The sequence below is a fragment of the Cupriavidus sp. DL-D2 genome (genome assembly GCF_039710735.1).
GTDB lineage: Bacteria > Pseudomonadota > Gammaproteobacteria > Burkholderiales > Burkholderiaceae > Cupriavidus.
Genome location: NZ_JBDKXK010000018.1, coordinates 176,503 through 197,260 on the forward strand (window position 1 = coordinate 176,503; position 20,758 = coordinate 197,260).

Consider the following 20,758-nt stretch of genomic DNA (forward strand, 5'->3'; position numbering starts at 1 on the left):
GCTTTCCCGCAACCTTGCCCGGTGGTTCAGAACCGTGGCAGGTCCGGATGCGGCAGCAATCCGCGCCTGACGTGCATCTTGCCGTACTCGGCGCAGCGGGCCAGCGTGGGGATGGCCTTGTCCGGATTCAGCAGCCTGGCCGGGTCAAAGGCGGCCTTCACGCCGAAGAATGCCTCGCGCTCGGCCGTCGAGAACTGCACGCACATCGAGTTGAGTTTCTCCACGCCCACGCCGTGCTCGCCGGTGACCGTGCCACCCAGTTCCACGCAGGTCTCGAGAATGTCGGAACCGAACAGCTCGGCGCGATGCCACTGGTCAACGTCGCCGCCATCGAACAGGATCAGGGGGTGCATGTTGCCATCGCCCGCGTGGAACACGTTGATGCATCGCAAGCTGTACTTCCGTTCCATCTCCTCGATCCGCTTGAGCAGCGTACCGATGTGCTTGCGCGGGATGGTGCCGTCCATGCAGTAGTAGTCGGGCGAGATACGACCCGCCGCCGGGAAGGCGTTCTTGCGGCCGCTCCAGAAGCGCAGGCGCTCCGCCTCGGACTGCGACACCGTGATGCGGGTTGCGCCGGAAGCGCGCAATACCTCGCTCATGCGGCCGATTTCCTCGGCCACTTCCTCGGGCGTGCCGTCCGATTCGCACAGCAGGATTGCGGCGGCGTCGAGGTCGTAGCCCGCCTTGACGAACTCTTCCACGGCAGCCGTGGCGGGGCGATCCATCATTTCCAGACCGGCCGGGATGATGCCGGCGGCGATCACGTCGGCCACGGCGTTGCCGCCTTTTTCCACGTCGTCGAAGCTGGCCATGATGACCTGCGCGAGTTGCGGCTTGGGCACGAGCTTGACCGTGACTTCGGTGACCACGGCGAGCATGCCTTCGGAGCCGATGACGGCGGCCAGCAGGTCAAGTCCCGGCGCATCGGGCGCCTCGGAGCCGAAGACCACCACATCGCCTTCCATCGTCACGCCACGCACGCGCAGCACGTTATGCACCGTCAGGCCGTACTTGAGGCAGTGAACGCCGCCCGAGTTCTCGGCCACGTTGCCGCCGATGGAGCACGCAATCTGCGAGGAAGGATCGGGTGCGTAGTAGAGGCCATGCGCGGCCGCGGCTTCCGAGATGGCGAGATTGCGCACGCCGGGCTGGACCACGGCGGTACGCGAATAAGGATCCACCGACACGATGCGCTTGAACCGCGCCAGCGAGAGCACAAGGCCACCTGCGATTGGCATCGCGCCACCGGACAGGCTCGTGCCCGAACCGCGCGGCACCACCGGCACGCCGAGTTCGTGGCACAGGCGCAGCACGGCGCAGACCTGGGCTTCGGTGTCGGGGAGTACCACGGCGTCGGGCACCTGGCGATACGCGGCCAGGCCATCGCACTCGTAAGGCACGGTGTCCTCGGCTTTCCAGAGGATGGCGGCATCGGGCAGGATTCTGGCGAGCTGTGCCAGCAAGGAGGCGCGACGGGCCTCGGCGGATTCGCCCGCCACGGTTTGTGCGTCTTGCGGTGCGTTCATGGTGACTCCTGTGACGAACCGGGCGCGGCGCATGTACTGCGTGCCTGCGGCCGGGGAGGGGGACGGCCGACTATAGCGCAGCCCACGCGCCGAGCGCACGTCAACGCACATGAATTCGGCACGGCAGGCCGATCAAAATGGTTCATGCCGCGTGGAGAACGCAGCACGCCCGGAGACCTCTTCCAGCGTAGTGGCTGCGCCGCTACCAGTCCAGCCCGAGCAGCCAGTCGATGAACGCGCGCGCTTCGGGCATCAGCGGCGCCTGTTCGCGTTCGACGATGTAGTAGCCGTGCGGCGAGACCGATTCCACATCGAGCATCTTCACCATCTGGCCCGATGCCAGCCACTGCCGCGCCATGCGCTGCCGCACCAGTCCCACGCCCTGGTTGAACACGATAGCCTCCAGCATCAGGCCGATGTCGTTGAACTGCGCACCGGTCTGCGGCTCGGGCCACTCCAGGCCGGCTGTCTCGAACCATGGGCGCCACGGCTCCAGCGGACTGCGCAGCAGCGTCAGATTGTGCAGATCCTGGGGCTTGGTGATCGCGAAGCCGTTCACGCGCTCGTAGTATTCGCGGCCGCACGCCGGGAACACCGGCTCTACCAGCAGCTTCGTGGTCTTGAGGTCGTGGTAGCGCCCGGTGCCGTAGCGGATCTCGACATCGGTGTCCTCTGCCTTCACGTCCAGGAACGGCACGGACAGGTGCAGTTCGAGATCGATGTGCGGCTGCAGCGCCTGGAACTCCGGCAGCCGCGGCACCAGGTGCTGGCGGCCGAACGTGGGCGGGATGGCCACGCGCAGCCGCGTGCGCAGCTTGTTGTATTCGGGGCGCGCAAGTTCGTTGAGGGACTTCAGCGCGTCCTCGACATTGCGGTGGTAGCGCATGCCGGCGGCGGTGAGCCGCAGCGCGGCATTGGAGCGGACGAACAGGTCCTCGCCCCAGAGTTCCTCCAGGTTCTTGATGCGGTGCGAGACCGCGCTCGGCGTGACCGAGAGTTCCTCGGCCGCACGCGCGAAGCTGCCAAGCCGTGCGGCGGATTCGAACGCAATCAGCAGGTGCAGCGGCGGAACACGCTGGAAGACGGATGCCATGGCGCCGGCCTCAGCGCGCGGCGTTGAAGATCTTGCCGGGGTTCAGGATGTGATTCGGATCGAGCGCGTCCTTGATGGCGCGCATCAGATCCAGCGCATCCTCGCCGTGCTCCTGCACGAGGAAACCCATCTTGTGCAGGCCCACGCCGTGCTCGCCGGTGCAGGTGCCGCCCATCGCCAGCGCGCGCTGCACAATGCGCCGGTTGATGTCCTCGGCCTCGGCCATTTCCTCTGGCTTGTCCGGATCGACCAGGATCGCCACGTGGAAGTTGCCGTCGCCGACGTGGCCGACGATCGGGCAGGGCAGCGACGACGCATTGAGATCGCGCTCGGTCTCGGTCACGCAGTCCGCCAGGCGCGAGATCGGCACGCAGACATCGGTCGTCACGGACTTGCAGCCGGGCTTCAGTTGCAGCATGGCGAAGTACGCGGTGTGGCGCGCATTCCAGAGCCGCGAGCGGTCTTCGGGGCGCGTGGCCCATTCGAAGCCCTTGCCACCATGCTCGGCCGCGATTTCCTGCACGGTTTCGGCCTGCTCGCGCACCCCGGCTTCGGTGCCGTGGAATTCGAAGAACAGGTGCGGCGTTTCCGGCAACGTCAGATTGTCGTGGCGGTTGATCGCGCGGATGGCCAGCGCATCGACAAACTCCACACGCGCCACGGGCACGCCAAGCTGAATGGTCTGGATGGTGGCGCGTACGGCATCGCCCATCGCCGGGAACGCGCAGACCGCCGCCGAAATGGCTTCGGGCTGCGGATAGAGCTTCACGGTGACTTCGGTGATGATGCCCAGCGTGCCTTCGCTGCCGATGAACAGGCGCGTCAGGTCGTAGCCGGCCGACGATTTGCGCGCATGGGTGCCGGTGCGAATAACGCGGCCGTCGGCGGTAACCACGGTCAGCGCCAGCACGTTGTCGCGCATCGTGCCGTAACGCACGGCGTTGGTCCCCGAGGCCCGCGTGGCACACATGCCGCCCAGCGAGGCATCGGCGCCAGGATCGATGGGGAAGAACAGGCCGGTGTCCTTGATTTCCTGGTTCAGCTGCTTGCGCGTGACGCCCGGTTGCACGGTCACGGTCAGATCCTCGGGCTGCACGGCCAGCACGCGGTTCATCTGCGAAAGATCGAGGCTCACGCCGCCCGCCACGGCCAGCAGATGGCCTTCGAGCGAGGAGCCCGCGCCATAGGGAATCAGCGGCACGTTGTGCGCGTTGCAGAGCCGGGCGACCTCGGCCACTTCCTCGGTGGAGTGTGCAAACACCACGGCATCGGGCAGGGCGGGGGCAAAGGGCGATTCGTCGCGCCCGTGGTGCTCGCGTACCCCATTCGAGGTCGTGAACCGGTCGCCAAAGCGGGTGGTCAGGGCATCGGCCAGCTCGGACGGAAACGGTCGGCGCGCCAGCGCGGCGGCAGGGGTGGGGTGGTTCATGCGGGTCTCCGGCGGGGCCGTTCGGCTCTGTATGCAAGGGAATGCCCGCTATTCTACGACTCCCCCACGGCGTGCGCGTCACCTGCCAGCCCGGCAATTTGCAGCCGACGGCCGATCAGCGGTCAATCCGGGCGCGAAGCGCGCCATAATTGCGCCACTTTCTGATAACCATCACAACCGACACCAAGGAGACCGGCATGGGCAACCGCCTGTCGAAGATTGCCACGCGCACCGGTGACGCTGGCACCACGGGCCTGGGCGATGGCACCCGCGTGGGCAAGAACAGCCTGCGCATCGCCGCCATTGGCGACGTGGACGAGCTGAACAGCCATATCGGCGTGCTGCTGGCCGAGGACGGCCTGCCGCCGGACGTGAGCAGCGCGCTGCTCCACATCCAGCATGACCTGTTCGATTTGGGCGGCGAGCTGTCGATTCCCGGCTACACGCTGCTGCAGGCGCCTCAGGTGGCGCAGCTCGACGAATGGCTGGAGCATTACAACGCCGCGCTGCCCCGGCTGGCGGAGTTCATCCTGCCAGGCGGAAGCCGGACTGCCGCGCAGGCCCATGTCTGCCGCACCGTGTGCCGCCGCGCCGAGCGCGCGCTGGTGGACCTGGGCGCCACTGAACCGCTCAACGACGCGCCGCGCCAGTACCTGAACCGGCTGTCCGACCTGCTCTTCGTGCTGTCCCGGGTGTTGAACCGCGCTGCCGGCGGTACCGACGTGCTGTGGCAGCGGGAGAGAAAGTCCTGATTAGTGACGTTTGAATTACTTTCAAGCGAAATGGGGTGAGGGCGCCATAAGCCGAGAAAATTACTCGGAATTGCGGATTACGCCCTTGAAATGGCCTCGACCGGCCACATTTCGCACTCAGGTTGAATTGCAGTCCCTGACGAGAGACAGGGCTCAATAGGAGAGAACACTATGGGTAAGATCATCGGTATCGACCTCGGTACCACAAATAGCTGCGTCGCGATTCTGGAAGGCAACGCCCCGAAGGTCATCGAGAACGCCGAAGGCACTCGCACCACCCCCTCGATCATCGCCTACATGGAAGATGGCGAGATCCTGGTTGGCGCACCCGCCAAGCGCCAGGCCGTCACGAATCCGCGCAACACGCTGTACGCCGTGAAGCGCCTGATTGGCCGCAAGTTCGAAGAGAAGGAAGTCCAGAAGGACATCGGCCTGATGCCGTACGCCATCGTCAAGGCCGACAACGGCGACGCATGGGTAGGCGCGCGTGACCAGAAGCTGGCACCGCCGCAGGTATCCGCCGAAGTGCTGCGCAAGATGAAGAAGACCGCCGAGGACTACCTGGGCGAGCCGGTGACCGAAGCCGTGATCACGGTGCCGGCCTACTTCAACGACTCGCAGCGCCAGGCCACCAAGGATGCTGGCCGCATCGCCGGTCTGGAAGTCAAGCGGATCATCAACGAGCCGACGGCTGCCGCACTGGCATTCGGCCTGGACAAGAACGAGAAGGGCGACCGCAAGATCGCCGTGTATGACCTCGGCGGCGGTACGTTCGACATCTCGATCATCGAGATCGCGGACGTGGACGGCGAGAAGCAGTTTGAAGTGCTGTCGACCAACGGCGATACGTTCCTGGGCGGCGAAGACTTCGACCAGCGCATCATCGACTACATCATTGCCGAGTTCAAGAAGGAACAGGGCGTGGATCTGTCGAAGGACGTGCTGGCCCTGCAGCGCCTGAAGGAAGCCGCTGAAAAGGCCAAGATCGAACTGTCGAGCGCGCAGCAGACCGAGATCAACCTGCCGTACATCACGGCCGATGCCTCGGGTCCCAAGCACTTGAACCTGAAGATGACGCGCGCCAAGCTCGAATCGCTGGTGGAAGAACTGATCACGCGCACGATCGAACCGTGCCGCACCGCGATCAAGGATGCCGGCGTCAAGGTCAGCGACATCGACGACGTGATCCTGGTGGGCGGCATGACGCGTATGCCCAAGGTGCAGGAGCAGGTGCGCGACTTCTTCGGCAAGGAAGCCCGCAAGGACGTGAACCCGGACGAAGCCGTGGCCGTGGGCGCTGCTATCCAGGGTTCGGTGCTGTCGGGTGACCGTACCGACGTGCTGCTGCTGGACGTGACGCCGCTGTCGCTGGGTATCGAGACGCTTGGTGGCGTGATGACCAAGATGATCACCAAGAACACGACCATCCCGACCAAGCACGCCCAGGTCTTCTCCACCGCCGACGACAACCAGCCGGCCGTGACGATCAAGGTGTTCCAGGGCGAGCGCGAGATGGCCAGCGGCAACAAGCTGCTGGGCGAGTTCAACCTGGAAGGCATTCCGCCGTCGCCGCGCGGCACGCCCCAGATCGAGGTCGCGTTCGACATCGACGCCAACGGCATCTTGCACGTGGGCGCCAAGGACAAGGCCACCGGCAAGGAAAACCGCATCACGATCAAGGCGAACTCGGGTCTGTCGGAAGACGAGATCCAGCGCATGGTCAAGGACGCCGAAGCCAACGCCGAGGAAGACAAGAAGGCCCGCGAGCTGGCTGACGCTCGCAACCAGGCCGATGGTCTGATCCACTCGACCCGCAAGGCGCTGACCGAGCATGGCGACAAGCTCGAAGCCGGCGAGAAGGAAAAGATCGAAGCTGCGATCAAGGAACTGGAAGACGCCGCACGCGGCGGCGACAAGGCCGAGATCGATGCCAAGGTCGCTGCGCTGTCGGAAGTCAGCCAGAAGCTGGGCGAGAAGGTCTACGCCGACATGCAGGCGCAGGCGGGTGAAGCCGGTGCCGCAGGCGCTGCCGGTGCAGCCGGCGCCCAGCAACAGGCGCAGCCGCAGGACGATAACGTCGTGGACGCCGAGTTCAAGGAAGTGAACGACAAGAAGTAAGCGGGAGGGGGCGGCGGCGCGGGTGATGCCGGCGCCGCTGCCCGTCCCGACGCCGGGCGACGGTGGTCTGACTTGCGGTGAAAACCACGGTCGGACACCGCGCTCGGCTTTTTTGCTTATCGCGCGGCGGGGTTTCAAGGCCCGCCGGGCCCATCAGGTATGAGCCACCATGGCAAAACGTGACTACTACGAAGTGCTCGGGGTAGGCAAGGACGCGAGCGACGACGAGTTCAAGAAGGCTTATCGCAAGCTCGCGATGAAGTACCACCCGGACCGTAATCCGGACAACAAGGAAGCCGAAGAGAAATTCAAGGAGGTCAAAGAGGCCTACGAGATGCTCTCGGACCCCGAGAAGAAGGCGGCCTACGACCAGTACGGCCATGCCGGCGTGGACCCGAACATGGCCGGCGGCTTCGGCGCGGGCGGTTTCGGCAACGGCGGCTTTGCCGAGGCATTCGGCGATATCTTCGGCGACATCTTCGGTCAGCAGGCTGGCGGTGGACGTCGCGGCAACGGTCCGCAAGCCTATCGCGGCGCCGACCTGCGCTACAGCATGGAAATCTCGCTGGAGCAGGCCGCACACGGCCACGAGGCGCAGATCCGCGTGCCGCACTGGGACGACTGCGAACACTGCCACGGCAACGGCGCCGAGCCGGGTTCGTCGGTGGAGACCTGCCCGACGTGTAATGGCGTGGGTCAGGTACGCGTGTCGCAGGGCTTCTTCACGATGCAGCAGACCTGCCCGAAGTGCCACGGCAGCGGCAAGTTCATTCCCAAGCCGTGTACCAAGTGCCATGGCCAGGGCAAGCTGAAGTCGCAGAAGACCCTTGAGGTCAAGATCCCGGCTGGTATCGATGAAGGCATGCGTATTCGGTCATCGGGTAACGGCGAGCCGGGCATCAACGGCGGCCCCCCGGGCGACCTGTACGTCGAAGTCCACATCAAGCAGCACGAGGTCTTCGAGCGCGATGGCGACGACCTGCACTGCCAGATGCCGATCTCCTTCGCATCCGCGGCACTGGGCGGCGACATCGAGGTGCCCACGCTGAACGGACGGGTCAGCTTCCCGGTGCCGGAAGGCACCCAGGCCGGCAAGACGTTCCGCCTGCGCGGCAAGGGCATCAAGGGCGTACGCTCGGGCTATCCGGGCGACCTGTACGTGCATGTGAACGTGGAAACGCCGATCAAGCTGACCGACGCGCAGAAGGAACTGCTGCGCCAGTTCGATCGCTCGGTACACGATGGCGGCTCGCGCCACAGCCCGCAAGAGCAATCCTGGCTGGACAAGGTGAAGGGGTTCTTCAGCTGATCGCGCACTGCTGCGAACGATGAAACCGGCTACGTGATAAACGTGGCCGGTTTTTTTATGTATTGTGGGTGTTTGAAAGGCTGGCCCTCTCCCCCGCCCCTCTCCCGCTAGCGGGAGAGGGGAGAAAACCGATGGCATTCGAATCGCCGTGGGTTCGCTCCCCTCTCCCGCTGTGCGGGAGAGGGGCTGGGGGGAGGGCCAGCGTTCGAATCACCAACCACGCCTGAACCCGTTTGCAAACGACCCCCTTCGTCCTCCTCGACGACGCCCACGCCCCCGGCGTAGCCGCCTCGCGCCTCTACACCGACTTCGTTCGCGAGGATCGCGTCCAGCCCGGTGCCGACACCGCCACACTCGACATCCTGCTCGATGCAGGCTGGCGTGCGGGCCTCCACGTCACGCTGTTCGCCCCTTATGAATTTGGCGGCGCGCTGGTCGGTGCGCCGGTGCATGTCGGTGATGACCTGCCGTTCCACGATGGCGCGCTGCGCCTGCTGTGGTTCCGCAACCTGTCGATGCTCGACGCGAGCCAGGCGGCCCAGTGGGTCGACGAACGTGCGGCGTCCGGCCCCGCTGGCGCCATCGACATCGCCGGCAACTTGACCTCGCAGCAGTACGCCGATGCCATCGCCCGCATCCACGCCTACATCGAGGCCGGCGATACCTATCAGGTCAATTTCACGCAGCGTCTTCGATTCGGCACATTCGGTGATCCGGTGGCGTTCTATGCGGCGCTGCGTGCCGCGCAGCCGGTCCCGTTCGGTGTGCTGGCGCAGTTGCCCGGTGACGAATGGGTGCTGTCGCTATCGCCCGAGTTGTTCGTGGCACACGATGGCGAAGGACATCTCGTCGCGCGTCCGATGAAAGGCACCGCGCCACGTTCAGGCGACGCGCAGCAGGATGGGCAGGCCGCGAAGGCGCTGGCCGCCGACGCCAAGAATCGCGCCGAGAACGTGATGATCGTCGATCTGCTGCGCAACGACCTGGGCCGTGTCGCTGTCCCGGGGAGCGTGGCCGTGCCCGATCGGTTCGTCGTAGAGCCATTCGGCCGCGTGTTGCAGATGACCTCGACGGTGACGGCCACCGCGCGCCCGGCCACGACGTTCGGCGAACTGATGCAGGCACTGTTCCCCTGCGGCTCGATCACGGGTGCGCCGAAGCGTCGCACCATGCAGATCATCGCCGAGTTGGAAGACTCGCCGCGTGGCCTCTATACCGGTTCGATTGGCTGGCTTGATGCGCCATCGGACAGCATGCCGCTTGGTGCCTTCGGCATGTCCGTTGCCATCCGCACGCTGGTGCTGGGTGCAGCGAATCCCGAGGGTTTGCGTCGCGCCGAGATGGGCGTCGGCGGCGGCATCGTCCATGACAGCGTGGCCGATGACGAGTTTGCCGAGTGCGGCTGGAAAGCCCGCTTCCTGACGCTGCACGACCCTGGTTTCACGTTGTTCGAAACGATGCACGCATGCGATGGCGACGTGCGACATGCCGAGCGGCATCTGCAGCGAATCGCGACATCGGCTCGTGCATTCGGATTTGCGCTCGATATGCCGGCCGCGCGCGCCGCACTGCAAGCCGAAGCGGCACGCCTCGGCAATGGCGACTGGCGACTGCGGATGAGCCTCGACAAACGCGGCACGCTCACCTTCGCACATGGCGCGTTGGTAGCCTTGCCCGATGGCGTCGTAGCGGTGGAACTCGCAACGCAACGACTGCCGGTCTCAGATGTCCTGCGCCGACACAAGCTCAGCGCACGCGCCACCTACGACGCCGGCTGGCAAACCGCCGAACAACACGGCGCGTTCGACGCGCTGTTCTTCAACACGCGCGACGAACTGCTCGAAGGCGGCCGATCATCGGTATTCGTCAAGGTGGATGGTCAGTGGATGACGCCACCGTTGTCGGCGGACATCCTGCCCGGCGTCATGCGCGCGGTGGTGCTGGAAGAGGGCGATGCACTGATCGATGGACCTGTGGTTGAGGCAACGATCACGCGGGAGATGGTGCTGCGGGCAGAGGAGGTGGTGGTGGTGAATGCGCTGCGGGGGGTGATGGGGGCCACCTTGCGCATCCCGCGCTGATTGTTGTCTCCCCTCTCCGACAAGTGGGAGAGGGGAGCGAAATCCCGAATGGGGATTCAACAATCAAGCCGCAAACGTATGCTCCACCGCCGGAAAACTTCCGTCCTTCACCGCTGCCACATACGCGCGCACCGCCGCTTCGATTGACGTCTGCCCGTCCATGAAGTTGCGTACGAACTTGGCCTTGCGGCCAGGGTAGATGTTCAGCATGTCCTGCAGCACCAGCACCTGGCCCGTGCAGTCCACACCGGCACCGATGCCGATGGTCGGCACGGTCAGCAACTCGGTCACTTCGCCTGCCACCTTGGCTGGCACGGCTTCCATCAGCACCACCTGGGCACCGGCCTGTTGCAGCGCCAGTGCATCGCGCTTGAGTTGCGCGGCACCGGCCTCGGTCTTGCCCTGCACCTTGAAGCCGCCAAACGCGTGCACCGACTGCGGCGTCAGGCCGATGTGTGCGCACACCGGAATGCTGCGCTCGACGAGGAACTTCACGATGGGCGCAGCCCATTCCCCGCCTTCGATCTTCACCATCTGCGCGCCCGCGCGCATCAGTGCGGCGGCACTCTCGAACGCCTTCTCGGGCGTGGGGTACGTGCCGAAGGGCAGGTCCGATACCAGCAGCGCGGTCTGGTTGCCGCGCGCCACGCACTCGGTGTGATAGACCATGTGATCGAGCGTGACCGGCAGCGTGGTCTGCTGGCCCTGCATCACGTTGCCGAGCGAGTCGCCGACCAGGATCATTTCAACGCCACAGTAGTCGAGCAATGCGGCGAAGCTGGAGTCGTACGCGGTCAGCATGACGATCTTTTCGCCGGCGTCGCGCATGGCCTGCAGTTTCGGGGCGGTGATGGTCTTGCGGGAGGGTTCGAGGAGGTAACTCATGGCAGTGCCCGTAGGAGTGGCGGCCAGGTTGTACGCCGGAATGTGCGGAAGGTGCGCACCGGCGGCGGCCGTTGTCGTTATCGTATGGTGCTGCAGCGACTCAGGACGCAGCGAGATTCAGGAAGGCTCTGCGGCCCCGCATGTTCTCGATGCGCGACAGTAGTGTACGGAAATCACCGTCGTTGTCCACCGGATTGAAGTGCGCGGTATCGACGATCATGACGGGCGCGTCATCGTATGTGTGGAACATCTCGCCGTAGGCATCGGTGAGCCGTTGCAGATACTGTTCCTCGATGCCGGTTTCGCCTGGCAGGCCCCGGCGCGCAATGCGCTCGCGCAGCAGCGACGGCGTGGCCTGCAACATGATGACAAGGTCCACGCGCTGCGTCGGCACTTGCAGCCGTGCCGCCAGCGTGTCGTAGAGCGCCAACTCGTCGGCTTCGAGCGTCAGCGACGCATAAAGACGGTCTCGCGGATACAGGAAATTGCCGATCATCCGATGGCCGGCAAGCATTGCCGCATGCCACTGCTGAAGCTGGGTGGCGCGCTGATTCAGGCAGGACAGTTGCATGGCCAGCGCATAGCGCTGCGGCTCGCGATAGTAGCGTTCCAGGAATGGATTATGGCGCGCACCATCGGGCAGTTCGCCGGCGCGCAGCGTTTGCGCCAGGCGCTGGGCCAGCGCTGTCTTGCCCGATCCGATCGGGCCTTCCACGACGATGCGGCGCAGATGGTCGAGCATGGTTCAGATGCTCCGTGGCGTAGCGCGAGTGAGGCGTCTCACGACGCCGTGCCGCCTTCCTGCAGCCGCGTGCATTTGCATGAGGAAAGCTTCTCGATGCGCTGATTGCTGACGTTAGCGACAAAATCGGCGGCGCGGCCACGGCCTGGAATTTCGAGCGCGGCATCGAGTTCCAGCAGCGGCACGAGCACGAAGGCGCGCTCGGTGATGCGAGGGTGCGGCACAGTCAGTGTCTCGGTATCGATCGAGACATCGCCGAACAGCAACAGGTCGAGGTCCAGCGTGCGGGGCGCGTTATGAAACGGGCGCTCGCGGCCGAACTGGTCCTCGATGTGGTGACAGATGCGCAGCAGTTGCGCCGCCGTGAACGTCGTCTCGACCTTCACTACGGCATTGCAGTAGTCGTTGCCCGTGGCATCGACCGGCGCGGTCCGATAGAACGAGGACCGGGCGGCCACCGTGATGCCGACCTGCTGGGCCAGGCACACGATGGCGTCTTTCAGCGCCTGGCGCGTATCGCCCATATTGGCGCCAATGCCGATGAAGGCAAGCGTCATGTTATTCCTCCGGCTGGGCGCGGCGTGACCCCTCCGCGGCCTGGTCGCCGTCGGCAGAATCCGCCCCGCTGCGGGAAGACACTGTATCTGATTTCCGGGGACTCCGCCGACGGCGCCGTTTGCGTGCCGGCGCTTCGCCTTCCACCTCGTCCGCCATCTCCGGACCCCCTGCGTCCACGGCCTTGTTGCCCTTGCCACGTGCAGGCTTCACCGACTGGATCAGCGCCTCGCGCTCGTCCGGCGGCGAGTTCTGGAAATCGGTCCACCACTGGCCCAGTTCAGCCGGCTGTTCGCCAGCCTCGCAGCGCAGCTGCAGGAAGTCGTAGCCGGCACGGAAGCGCGGCGATTCGAGCAGGCGGAACGGCATGCGGCCCACGCGCTTCTCGAAGCGCGGCTGCATGCCCCAGATGTCGCGCATGTCGGTCACGAAGCGGCGCTGGATGGCCAACTGGCCGGTCTGCTTTTCCAGCACCATGTCCATGGCCGTATTCAGCGCGGCGATCGGATGCTCGCCGCCTTCGCGCAGCTTGGTCCAGCGCTGCAGCACGTGGTGCCACAGCAGCGACGCGAACAGGAAGCCCGGCGAAACCGGCTTGCCGGCCTGTACGCGACGGTCGGTGTTATCCAGGGCAAGCTGCACGAAGCGCTGGCCCATCGGTTGCTCGATCGCTACATCCAGCAGCGGCAGCAGGCCCTTGTGCAGGCCAGCCTTGCGCAGCTCCTGCAGCGATGCCCAGGCGTGGCCGGACATCAGCAGCTTCAGCATCTCGTCGAACAGGCGCGCGCTCGGCACGTTATGGATCAGCGGCGCCAGTTCGGCGATGGGCACGCGCGTATCTTCATCGATGCCGAAACCGGTCTTGGCCGCAAAGCGCACCACGCGCAGCATGCGCACGGGATCTTCGCGATAGCGCGTGACCGGATCACCGATCATGCGCAGCGTCTTCGCGCGGATGTCTTCCATGCCGTGATGGTAGTCATGCACGGTCTGCGCGGCCGGATCGTAGTACATCGCGTTGATCGTGAAATCGCGGCGTTCGGCGTCCTCGGCCTGCGAGCCCCAGACGTTGTCGCGCAGCACACGGCCGCTGGCGTCGATCGCATGCGTCTTGGTGTCGAGCTCGGCGCGCTTCAGGCGGCGGCCTTCGGGCAGCGTCTCGCTGGCCACGGCATCCACAAGGGCGCGGAACGTCGAGACTTCGATGATTTCCTGGTCGCGTCCGCCGTAGAACGTCACGTGCACGATCTGGAAGCGGCGGCCGATGATGCGCGAGCGGCGGAACAGCGCCTGTACCTGATCGGGCGTGGCGTTGGTCGCCACGTCGAAATCCTTGGGCTTGATGCCGAGCAGCAGATCGCGGACGGCGCCGCCCACGATGAAGGCCTGGTAGCCGGCCTGCTGGAGCGTGGACGTAACCTTGACCGCGTTGCGCGAGATCAGCGTGGGGTCGATACGATGTTCGTCCACACCGACCACGCGCGGCGTATGGGCGCGGCCGATGCGGCGCTGCTTGGGGCCCGGCTTGCCGAGCAGCCGGTTGATGAGCTTCTTGATCACGTCAGAACAGGTCCATGATGCGCCAGCCGGCCTCGGCTGCGCGGTTGCGCAGGCGATCGTCAGGGTTGGCGGCCACCGGCTCGCTGACGATTTCCAGCAGCGGGAGGTCGTTGGCCGAATCGCTGTAGAACGTAGTGGTGCCGAAGTCTTCCCACTTGGCGCCCAAACTCTTCAGCCAGCTGTTGACGCGCGTGATCTTGCCTTCGCGGAAGCTCGGTACGCCGAACACTTCGCCCGTGAAGGGGCTCTCCGGCTTGCCGTCGAGCGTGGCGGGTTCGGTGGCGATCAGGTGCTTGATACCGAACGCCTGGGCGATCGGGGCGGTGACGAAGCTGTTGGTGGCAGTCACCACGGCGCACAGGTCGCCCGCTTCCAGGTGCTTGTACACCAGGGCCTTGGCCTGCGGCGTGATGACGGGCTCGATGACCTCGTGCATGAAGCGCACACGCCACTGGTCCAGGCGATCGCGCGGATTGGCAGCCAGCGGGGCCAGCGCAAAACGCAGGAATTCCTGGATATTGAGCGTGCCAGCCTTGTATTGGCTATAGAACTCGTCGTTCTTGCGACGATAGGATTCCTCGTCGACGACGCCCATGCGGACCAGGAAGCGGCCCCATTCATGGTCGCTATCGGTCGGGATCAGGGTGTGGTCGAGGTCAAACAGTGCCAGATTCATGGGGCGCGATTTTACATTAAGGTGCAACAGGCGGGCGGGTTGTCCCGGCGCAGGTGGGGAGCGGGTTTCGTGCCAGCATGCCGGATAAGGGCGCTGGCGGACATCTACTCGCGAAATTCGGCAAACATCTCCCGAAGCAGCGGCAGTGTCACGGCGCGCTTGCGCTCCAGCGCGTACATGTCGAGGGCGTCCAGCAGGGCCATCAGGCTGGGCATGTCGCGATAGTGGCGCGTGACGAGCCAGTGCGGAATTTCCGGCGCGAGCTGGAGCCCGCGCTCGCGCGCCGCCTGGACAAGGGCGGCCATCTTGTCATCGTCAGACAGCGATTCGAGCTGATAGACCAGCCCCCAGCCCAGCCGGGTGCGCAGGTCCTCACGCACGGGCATGGCACGTGGCGCCAGGTTCCCCGCCACCACGATCGCACAGCGCACATGCGCCCGTACTTCGTTGTAGAGCGAGAACACGGCGATCTGGCGCGCTTCGTCCAGTAATTCCACATCGTCCACCGTATACAACTGGCATGACGGGTCGAAGATGAAATCGGACAGCGCGTGGTGCGGACTCAGGTAGCGGCAGTTCAGGCCGCCATGCAGCGCGGCGTCGCACACGGCATGCAGCAGGTGGGTGCGGCCCGAACCCGCCTCGCCCCACAGGTAGAAGAGGCGGTCATGGGCCTGCTCGCGCGCCACGAGGCCGGGCAGCTCGCGCAGCCGCTGCACGGGTTCCCGGTTGGCGGCCACGAAGAAGTTCTCGAACGTGGACGGCGGAGGGCTGCCCAGTTCGAGTGACAACTGCTTGTGGGAGGGTCGCAAAGACATGGCGCGCGTGACTGGGGCGAATTAAGTCAAAAACTTCAAATAGGGCGAAAAGGTGGCTTCAGCCGTGACTTTGGCGTACGCGGGGCAGGGCTGGCGGTGTGGCACTGGTCGCCGGGAGCCTGTATCCGTTAAAATCGCGATTTTACTGGAGTCGCGCCCTCGATCCGCGCCCGATTCGCCTCAATGGCATCGGAGTGTGATTAATTGGTGATGATTTCAGCACTTCACCCTCCTCAAAGACAAGCAGGTTCTCATGAGCGCATCCCCGACCGCCGGCCAGGCAGGCCTTTCCTACCGCGATGCCGGTGTTGACATCGAAGCCGGCGACGCCCTGGTCGACCGTATCAAGCCGTTTGCCAAGCGCACCATGCGCGAAGGCGTGATGGCCGGCATCGGCGGGTTCGGCGCGCTGTTCGAACTGTCGAAGAAGTTCCAGGAGCCGGTGCTGGTCTCGGGCACCGACGGCGTGGGCACCAAGCTCAAGCTGGCGTTCCAACTGAACCGCCACGACACCGTGGGCCAGGATCTCGTGGCGATGAGCGTCAACGACATCCTCGTGCAGGGCGCCGAGCCGCTGTTCTTCCTGGACTACTTTGCCTGTGGCAAGTTGGACGTGGACACCGCCGCCACCGTGATCCAGGGCATCGCCCATGGTTGCGAACTGGCCGGCTGCGCGCTGATCGGCGGCGAAACCGCTGAAATGCCGAGCATGTATCCGGACGGCGAATACGACCTGGCCGGTTTCGCGGTCGGCGCCGTGGAAAAGAAGAAGATCATCGACGGTTCGACGATCCAGCCGGGCGACGTGGTGCTGGGCCTGGCCTCGTCGGGTGCGCATTCGAACGGTTACTCGCTGGTGCGCAAGATCCTCGACGTGGCCAAGCCGGACCTGAACGCCGACTTCCACGGTCAGCGCCTGCAGGACGCCATCATGGCGCCGACGCGCATCTACGTGAAGCCGCTGCTGTCGCTGATCGAAACCCTGCCGGTCAAGGGCATGGCCCACATCACCGGCGGCGGCCTGACCGAAAACGTGCCGCGCGTGCTGGCCGACAACCTGACCGCTGTCATCAAGAAGGACGCCTGGACGCTGCCGCCGCTGTTCCAGTGGCTCCAGCAACAAGGCAACGTGGCCGACGCCGAAATGCACCGCGTGTTCAACTGCGGCATCGGCATGGTCGTGATCGTGGCCAAGGAAGACGCCGAACGCGCGATTCGCCATCTGCAAGCCGCTGGTGAAGCGGTATGGCAGATCGGTGCGATCGAGGCTCGCGCCGAAGGGCAGGCGCAGACCGTCGTAGTCTGATTGTGTTTTTCCCCTCTCCCTCTGGGAGAGGGGCAGGGGAGAGGGCAGGCGGTTACGCTACGAGAAAGCTCGTCAAGCACGACGCGCTGGCCCTCTTCCCCAACCCCTCTCCCGCCGTGCGGGAGAGGGGAGCACACCCAGGGGTCGATTTAACTCACCACCCCGCCGCCCGCCCCACCTCCGCAACATAGTCCCCCCGCAGACAATCCACGCTGACGCGCTCCGGCGTGCTCCGCAACCACGTCAGTTGACGCTTGCACAGTTGCCGCGTGGCCGCGATGCCGCGTTCGCGCATCGTCGCATAGTCGCAATCCCCATCGAGATATTCCCAGACCTGCCGGTAGCCGACGCAACGCATCGACGGTAGCCCGAGGTGCAGGTCGCCCCGTGCGCGCAGACGTTCCACTTCGGCGATCAAGCCACCGGAGAGCATTGCGTCGAAACGTTCGGCAATCCGCGCGTGTAGCACGGCGCGGTCCGAGGGTTCGAGGGCGATGACGCGGAAGCGTGAATCGGCGGCGCCCGTGAAGGTGCGGGCATCTGCCTGGCGCGCCAGCAGTGCCGACATCGGTTGCCCGCTCAGGCGATGGATCTCCAGCGCGCGCTGGATGCGCTGCGCATCGTTGGGTGCGAGCCGCGCGGCGGTGACCGGATCTACCTCGGCCAGCATCGCATGCAGCGCTGGCCAGCCACGCTCGGCAGCCAGCGCATCGAGTTCGGCGCGCACGGCGGGGTCAGCTTGCGGCAGGTCGTTCAGGCCCTGCGTCAGCGCCTTGTAATAGAGCATCGTCCCGCCGACGATCAACGGCGTGCGGCCACGCGCGCGAATCTCGACAATCAGGCGCTCGGCATCGGTCACGAATTGCGCGGCCGAGTAGCTCTCCAGCGGATCAATGATGTCGATCAGGTGGTGCGGCGCGCTGGCGAGTTCGGCAGGTGTGGGCTTGGCGGTGCCGATATCCATCTCACGATAGACCAGCGCCGAATCCAGGCTGATGATTTCGACCGGCGTGCGCGCGGCCAGCGCCAGCGCGGCGGCCGTCTTGCCGGAGGCCGTCGGCCCGAGCAGGCAGACGACGGGCGGGAATTCAGAAGACTGCGATGACATGGAGGATTACTGGCCGCGCAGGAACAGGCGGTCCAGTTCGGTGACCGTGAGTTGTACCCAGGTGGGACGTCCGTGATTGCACTGGTCGGCGCGCTCGGTCTGTTCCATCTGGCGCAGCAGCGCGTTCATTTCTTCGACGGTCAGCTTGCGATTGGCGCGCACGGCGCTGTGGCAGGCCAGCGTGGCCAGCAGTTCGTTCTGGCGCTCGGCCAGCACGCGCGAGCCACCGAATGACTGCAAGTCACGCAGCACATCGCGCGCGAGCGCTTCGGCATCGGCCTGCTTGAGCAGCGCCGGAATGGCCCGCACGGCCAATGTCGTGGGTGACACCGGTGCGATGTCGAAGCCGAGCAACTGCAGCGTTTCCTGATGTTCCTCGGCGGCGCCGATTTCCACCGGGTTGGCGGGCAGCGTGACCGGAATCAGCAGTGGCTGCACGGCGAGCTCGCGCGCATCGAGACCGGCCTTGATCTGTTCGTAGAGGATGCGTTCGTGCGCGGCGTGCATGTCCACCAGTACCAGTCCGCGCGCATTCTGCGCCAGCACGTAGATGCCGTGCAGCTGGGCGATGGCATAGCCGAGCGGGTGGTCGCCTTCTTCCCCATCTTCATCGACGGGCAATCCCGACGGACGCTCGGGCAGACGGTCGAGCAGGCTGGGCGGCGCATCGGCACGGGCTGCCTCGGCATCTGCCAGCCACGCTGGCCGTTGCGAGGAAGGTTCCCATGAGCGGGCGACTGGTGATCCATCACCCGAGGTGGCGTCACGCACCATGCCCAGGTAGGCCTGGCGTGGCTGGGCAATGCCAAGTTCGCTCTGCCGGCCAGCGGAGTAGTTGATCCATTGTGGCGCGGCGCCCGGCACGCCACCCGCTGGCTTGGCCGTTGGCGACAGCCCAGCACCATCGCCAGTATCCGAATGCAGGCTGTCGCCAACTTCGCCAGCCTGGCGTGCCAGGCAACGCTGCACGGCGTGGTAGACAAACTGGTGGACGGCGCGCGATTCGCGGAAGCGGACCTCGATCTTCGACGGGTGCACGTTCACATCGACCAGTTCGGGTGGCAGGTCCAGGCAGAGCACGTACGAGGGAAAGCGGTCTCCGTGGAGCACGTCCTGATAGGCGCTGCGCACGGCGTGGTTCAGCAGCTTGTCGCGCACGAACCGGCCGTTGACGAAGAAATACTGCTGGTCCGGCCTGCCGCGCGAAGCGGTAGGCAGCCCGGCGAAACCATAGATGTGCAGCGCGTCGGCCAATTCATCGAGCGGCAAACGGGCACGCGCAAAATCGGCGCCCAGCACCTGCGCGGTACGCGTTGCCACATCGCCGGCATTCCAGTGTTCGAGCGGCTTGCCGTTGTGGTGAACGGAGATCGTGACATCGGGCCTGGCAAGCGCCACGCGTCGGATCATCTCCAGGCAATGCCCGACCTCGGTCTGTTCCGTTTTCAGAAACTTCCTACGCGCGGGCGTATTGAAGTACAGGTGCTGCACATCGATCATCGTCCCGACACCACCAGAAGCCGGTTGCAGATGGCCGGTATCGGCGCTGATCTGCGTGGCGTGTGCGGCATCGGCCGTGCGGCTGGTCAGGACGAGGTGCGAGACCGAGGCGATCGACGCCAACGCCTCACCACGGAAACCGAGTGTCAACACCGATTCGAGTTCGTCGAGCGAGGCGATCTTGCTGGTGGCGTGCCGCATCAGCGCAACGGGCAGTTCATCGGCAGGAATGCCGCAGCCGTTGTCGGTGATGACGATGCGCCGCACGCCGCCTTCTTCCAGCCGGATGCCGAGCTGGGTGGCGCCTGCGTCGAGTGCGTTTTCAAGCAGTTCCTTCACCACCGAGGCCGGACGTTCCACCACTTCGCCGGCGGCGATCTGGCTGATCAGCTGATCGGGCAGGGGACGGATAGGCCGGCCGGGTTGCGCGGTGCGCAAGGCGTTACTGGAGGTGGGGGTGGCGGCGGAAAGCTCGGGGCGGGCGGCGTCGGCAGGCATGCGGGCGATTATACGTGCGGCCGGACACGTTTTCGGCACACTCATTACGGTTCCGTAACGGCAGCCAAATTTGGCTCTTGTATGATGTCAGCCATTCATTGAAGGGGACACACCGTTGGATACTGTATTGCACCTGATGGACATGATTCTTCATGTCGACAAGTTTCTGGGCCAGTTCGTGTTGGACTACGGCGTATGGGTGTACGGCATTCTGTTTGCCATCGTTTTCGCCGAAACCGGCCTCGTGGTGCTGCCGTTCCTGCCAGGTGATTCGCTGCTGTTCATCGCGGGAGCCATGTGCGCGACGGGCGCGATGAACGAGTGGGCACTTTCCGGACTGCTCTTCGCTGCAGCTGTCATCGGCAACACGGTCAACTATTTTGTGGGCAGCTGGATCGGGCCGAAGGTGTTCGACCAGCACTGGCGCTTCCTGGATCAGCGTGCGCTGCGCAAGACACATGATTTCTACGAACGTCACGGCGGAAAGACGCTGGTGATGGCGCGTTTCCTCCCGATCGTGCGGACCTTTGCGCCGTTCGTGGCCGGGGTATCGCAAATGACCTTCGCACGCTTCCAGCTGTTCAACGTGATCGGCGCGGCGGCCTGGGTGTTCGGCCTGGTGTTCGCCGGCTACTTCTTCGGCAACCTGCCGTTCATCAAGCAGTATCTCAACCTGATCGTGCTGGCCGGTATCGGCGCGGCCGTCGTGCCGCTGGTGCTCGGCGGCCTGTGGAAGCTCGTGCGCGGCACGCGCCGCCCGGCGGACCGCAAGCCCTGATACCGACGTAGCTGGCAGCCT

17 protein-coding genes are annotated in these 20,758 nt (G+C 65.1%); 6 read left to right on the forward strand and 11 right to left on the reverse strand.

Going from position 1 to position 20,758, the window contains the following annotated elements; all coding sequences use genetic code 11:
- Positions 1–26 precede the first annotated feature (26 nt).
- From ABDB81_RS13025 to ABDB81_RS13035, 3 genes are all read right to left on the reverse strand, one after another.
- Positions 27–1,529 carry an FAD-linked oxidase C-terminal domain-containing protein gene (locus tag ABDB81_RS13025; RefSeq protein WP_137923251.1) on the reverse strand — a complete coding sequence of 501 codons (1,503 nt, stop codon included), beginning with the start codon at positions 1,527–1,529 and terminating at the stop codon, positions 27–29.
- 202 nt (positions 1,530–1,731) lie between these two features.
- Positions 1,732–2,622 carry a LysR substrate-binding domain-containing protein gene (locus ABDB81_RS13030; RefSeq protein ID WP_346811426.1) on the reverse strand — a complete coding sequence of 297 codons (891 nt, stop codon included), beginning with the start codon at positions 2,620–2,622 and terminating at the stop codon, positions 1,732–1,734.
- Positions 2,623–2,632: 10 nt separating this feature from the next.
- Positions 2,633–4,051: an FAD-linked oxidase C-terminal domain-containing protein gene (locus ABDB81_RS13035; protein ID WP_346811428.1), complete on the reverse strand. Its 1,419-nt coding sequence runs from the start codon at positions 4,049–4,051 to the stop codon at positions 2,633–2,635.
- Positions 4,052–4,248: 197 nt separating this feature from the next.
- Between ABDB81_RS13035 and ABDB81_RS13040 the strand changes: the two genes are divergently transcribed.
- From ABDB81_RS13040 to pabB, 4 genes are all read left to right on the forward strand, one after another.
- Complete coding sequence (locus tag ABDB81_RS13040) at positions 4,249–4,803, forward strand: cob(I)yrinic acid a,c-diamide adenosyltransferase (protein WP_346811429.1); 555 nt, start codon at positions 4,249–4,251, stop codon at positions 4,801–4,803.
- A 171-nt stretch (positions 4,804–4,974) separates the two neighbouring features.
- The gene (dnaK, locus tag ABDB81_RS13045) at positions 4,975–6,921 is read left to right on the forward strand and encodes a molecular chaperone DnaK (RefSeq protein ID WP_137923247.1); all 1,947 of its coding nucleotides are present in this window, start codon (positions 4,975–4,977) and stop codon (positions 6,919–6,921) included.
- 169 nt (positions 6,922–7,090) lie between these two features.
- Positions 7,091–8,230, forward strand: coding sequence for a molecular chaperone DnaJ (dnaJ, locus tag ABDB81_RS13050; RefSeq protein ID WP_137923246.1), 1,140 nt, complete (start codon positions 7,091–7,093; stop codon positions 8,228–8,230).
- 233 nt (positions 8,231–8,463) lie between these two features.
- A complete protein-coding gene (gene pabB, locus ABDB81_RS13055) occupies positions 8,464–10,311 on the forward strand; it encodes an aminodeoxychorismate synthase component I (protein ID WP_346811432.1) in 1,848 nt (615 codons plus the stop codon).
- 63 nt (positions 10,312–10,374) lie between these two features.
- Here pabB and panB read toward each other — a convergent pair whose 3' ends face one another.
- The 6 genes from panB to hda all read right to left on the reverse strand — a co-directional run bounded on the left by panB (position 10,375) and on the right by hda (position 15,547).
- Entirely contained in the window at positions 10,375–11,196 is an 822-nt protein-coding gene (panB, locus tag ABDB81_RS13060; protein WP_137923244.1) for a 3-methyl-2-oxobutanoate hydroxymethyltransferase, read from the reverse strand.
- 100 nt (positions 11,197–11,296) lie between these two features.
- Positions 11,297–11,938, reverse strand: a complete 642-nt coding sequence (locus ABDB81_RS13065; RefSeq protein ID WP_346811435.1) for a deoxynucleoside kinase — start codon at positions 11,936–11,938, stop codon at positions 11,297–11,299.
- A gap of 38 nt (positions 11,939–11,976) precedes the next feature.
- On the reverse strand, positions 11,977–12,495 hold the full coding sequence (gene folK, locus ABDB81_RS13070) for a 2-amino-4-hydroxy-6-hydroxymethyldihydropteridine diphosphokinase (protein WP_137923242.1): 519 nt from the start codon (positions 12,493–12,495) through the stop codon (positions 11,977–11,979).
- A 1-nt stretch (position 12,496) separates the two neighbouring features.
- A complete protein-coding gene (gene pcnB, locus ABDB81_RS13075) occupies positions 12,497–14,053 on the reverse strand; it encodes a polynucleotide adenylyltransferase PcnB (RefSeq protein WP_346811436.1) in 1,557 nt (518 codons plus the stop codon).
- A 1-nt stretch (position 14,054) separates the two neighbouring features.
- Entirely contained in the window at positions 14,055–14,729 is a 675-nt protein-coding gene (locus ABDB81_RS13080) for an HAD family hydrolase (protein ID WP_137923240.1), read from the reverse strand.
- A gap of 104 nt (positions 14,730–14,833) precedes the next feature.
- Complete coding sequence (hda, locus tag ABDB81_RS13085; protein WP_171020310.1) at positions 14,834–15,547, reverse strand: DnaA regulatory inactivator Hda; 714 nt, start codon at positions 15,545–15,547, stop codon at positions 14,834–14,836.
- Positions 15,548–15,800: 253 nt separating this feature from the next.
- Here hda and purM point away from each other — a divergent pair, with 253 nt between their 5' ends.
- Positions 15,801–16,853, forward strand: coding sequence for a phosphoribosylformylglycinamidine cyclo-ligase (gene purM / locus ABDB81_RS13090; RefSeq protein WP_137923239.1), 1,053 nt, complete (start codon positions 15,801–15,803; stop codon positions 16,851–16,853).
- Between the two features lie 154 nt (positions 16,854–17,007).
- Here purM and miaA read toward each other — a convergent pair whose 3' ends face one another.
- Both miaA and mutL read right to left on the reverse strand, forming a co-directional pair.
- Positions 17,008–17,961 carry a tRNA (adenosine(37)-N6)-dimethylallyltransferase MiaA gene (miaA, locus tag ABDB81_RS13095; RefSeq protein WP_160472933.1) on the reverse strand — a complete coding sequence of 318 codons (954 nt, stop codon included), beginning with the start codon at positions 17,959–17,961 and terminating at the stop codon, positions 17,008–17,010.
- A 6-nt stretch (positions 17,962–17,967) separates the two neighbouring features.
- Positions 17,968–19,959 carry a DNA mismatch repair endonuclease MutL gene (gene mutL, locus ABDB81_RS13100; protein WP_346811439.1) on the reverse strand — a complete coding sequence of 664 codons (1,992 nt, stop codon included), beginning with the start codon at positions 19,957–19,959 and terminating at the stop codon, positions 17,968–17,970.
- Positions 19,960–20,086: 127 nt separating this feature from the next.
- Between mutL and ABDB81_RS13105 the strand changes: the two genes are divergently transcribed.
- On the forward strand, positions 20,087–20,737 hold the full coding sequence (locus ABDB81_RS13105) for a VTT domain-containing protein (RefSeq protein WP_171020523.1): 651 nt from the start codon (positions 20,087–20,089) through the stop codon (positions 20,735–20,737).
- The last annotated feature ends 21 nt before the right edge of the window (positions 20,738–20,758 follow it).

Coding starts and splice junctions, on each gene's coding strand:
- ABDB81_RS13030 (WP_346811426.1), bottom strand. CDS start 2,622: ATGGCATCCGTCTTCCAGCGTGTTCCGCCGCTGCACCTGCTGATTGCG.
- ABDB81_RS13035 (WP_346811428.1), bottom strand. CDS start 4,051: ATGAACCACCCCACCCCTGCCGCCGCGCTGGCGCGCCGACCGTTTCCG.
- ABDB81_RS13040 (WP_346811429.1), top strand. CDS start 4,249: ATGGGCAACCGCCTGTCGAAGATTGCCACGCGCACCGGTGACGCTGGC.
- purM (WP_137923239.1), top strand. CDS start 15,801: ATGAGCGCATCCCCGACCGCCGGCCAGGCAGGCCTTTCCTACCGCGAT.
- dnaK (WP_137923247.1), top strand. CDS start 4,975: ATGGGTAAGATCATCGGTATCGACCTCGGTACCACAAATAGCTGCGTC.
- panB (WP_137923244.1), bottom strand. CDS start 11,196: ATGAGTTACCTCCTCGAACCCTCCCGCAAGACCATCACCGCCCCGAAA.
- ABDB81_RS13025 (WP_137923251.1), bottom strand. CDS start 1,529: ATGAACGCACCGCAAGACGCACAAACCGTGGCGGGCGAATCCGCCGAG.
- ABDB81_RS13080 (WP_137923240.1), bottom strand. CDS start 14,729: ATGAATCTGGCACTGTTTGACCTCGACCACACCCTGATCCCGACCGAT.
- hda (WP_171020310.1), bottom strand. CDS start 15,547: ATGTCTTTGCGACCCTCCCACAAGCAGTTGTCACTCGAACTGGGCAGC.
- miaA (WP_160472933.1), bottom strand. CDS start 17,961: ATGTCATCGCAGTCTTCTGAATTCCCGCCCGTCGTCTGCCTGCTCGGG.
- mutL (WP_346811439.1), bottom strand. CDS start 19,959: ATGCCTGCCGACGCCGCCCGCCCCGAGCTTTCCGCCGCCACCCCCACC.
- folK (WP_137923242.1), bottom strand. CDS start 12,495: ATGACGCTTGCCTTCATCGGCATTGGCGCCAATATGGGCGATACGCGC.
- ABDB81_RS13065 (WP_346811435.1), bottom strand. CDS start 11,938: ATGCTCGACCATCTGCGCCGCATCGTCGTGGAAGGCCCGATCGGATCG.
- dnaJ (WP_137923246.1), top strand. CDS start 7,091: ATGGCAAAACGTGACTACTACGAAGTGCTCGGGGTAGGCAAGGACGCG.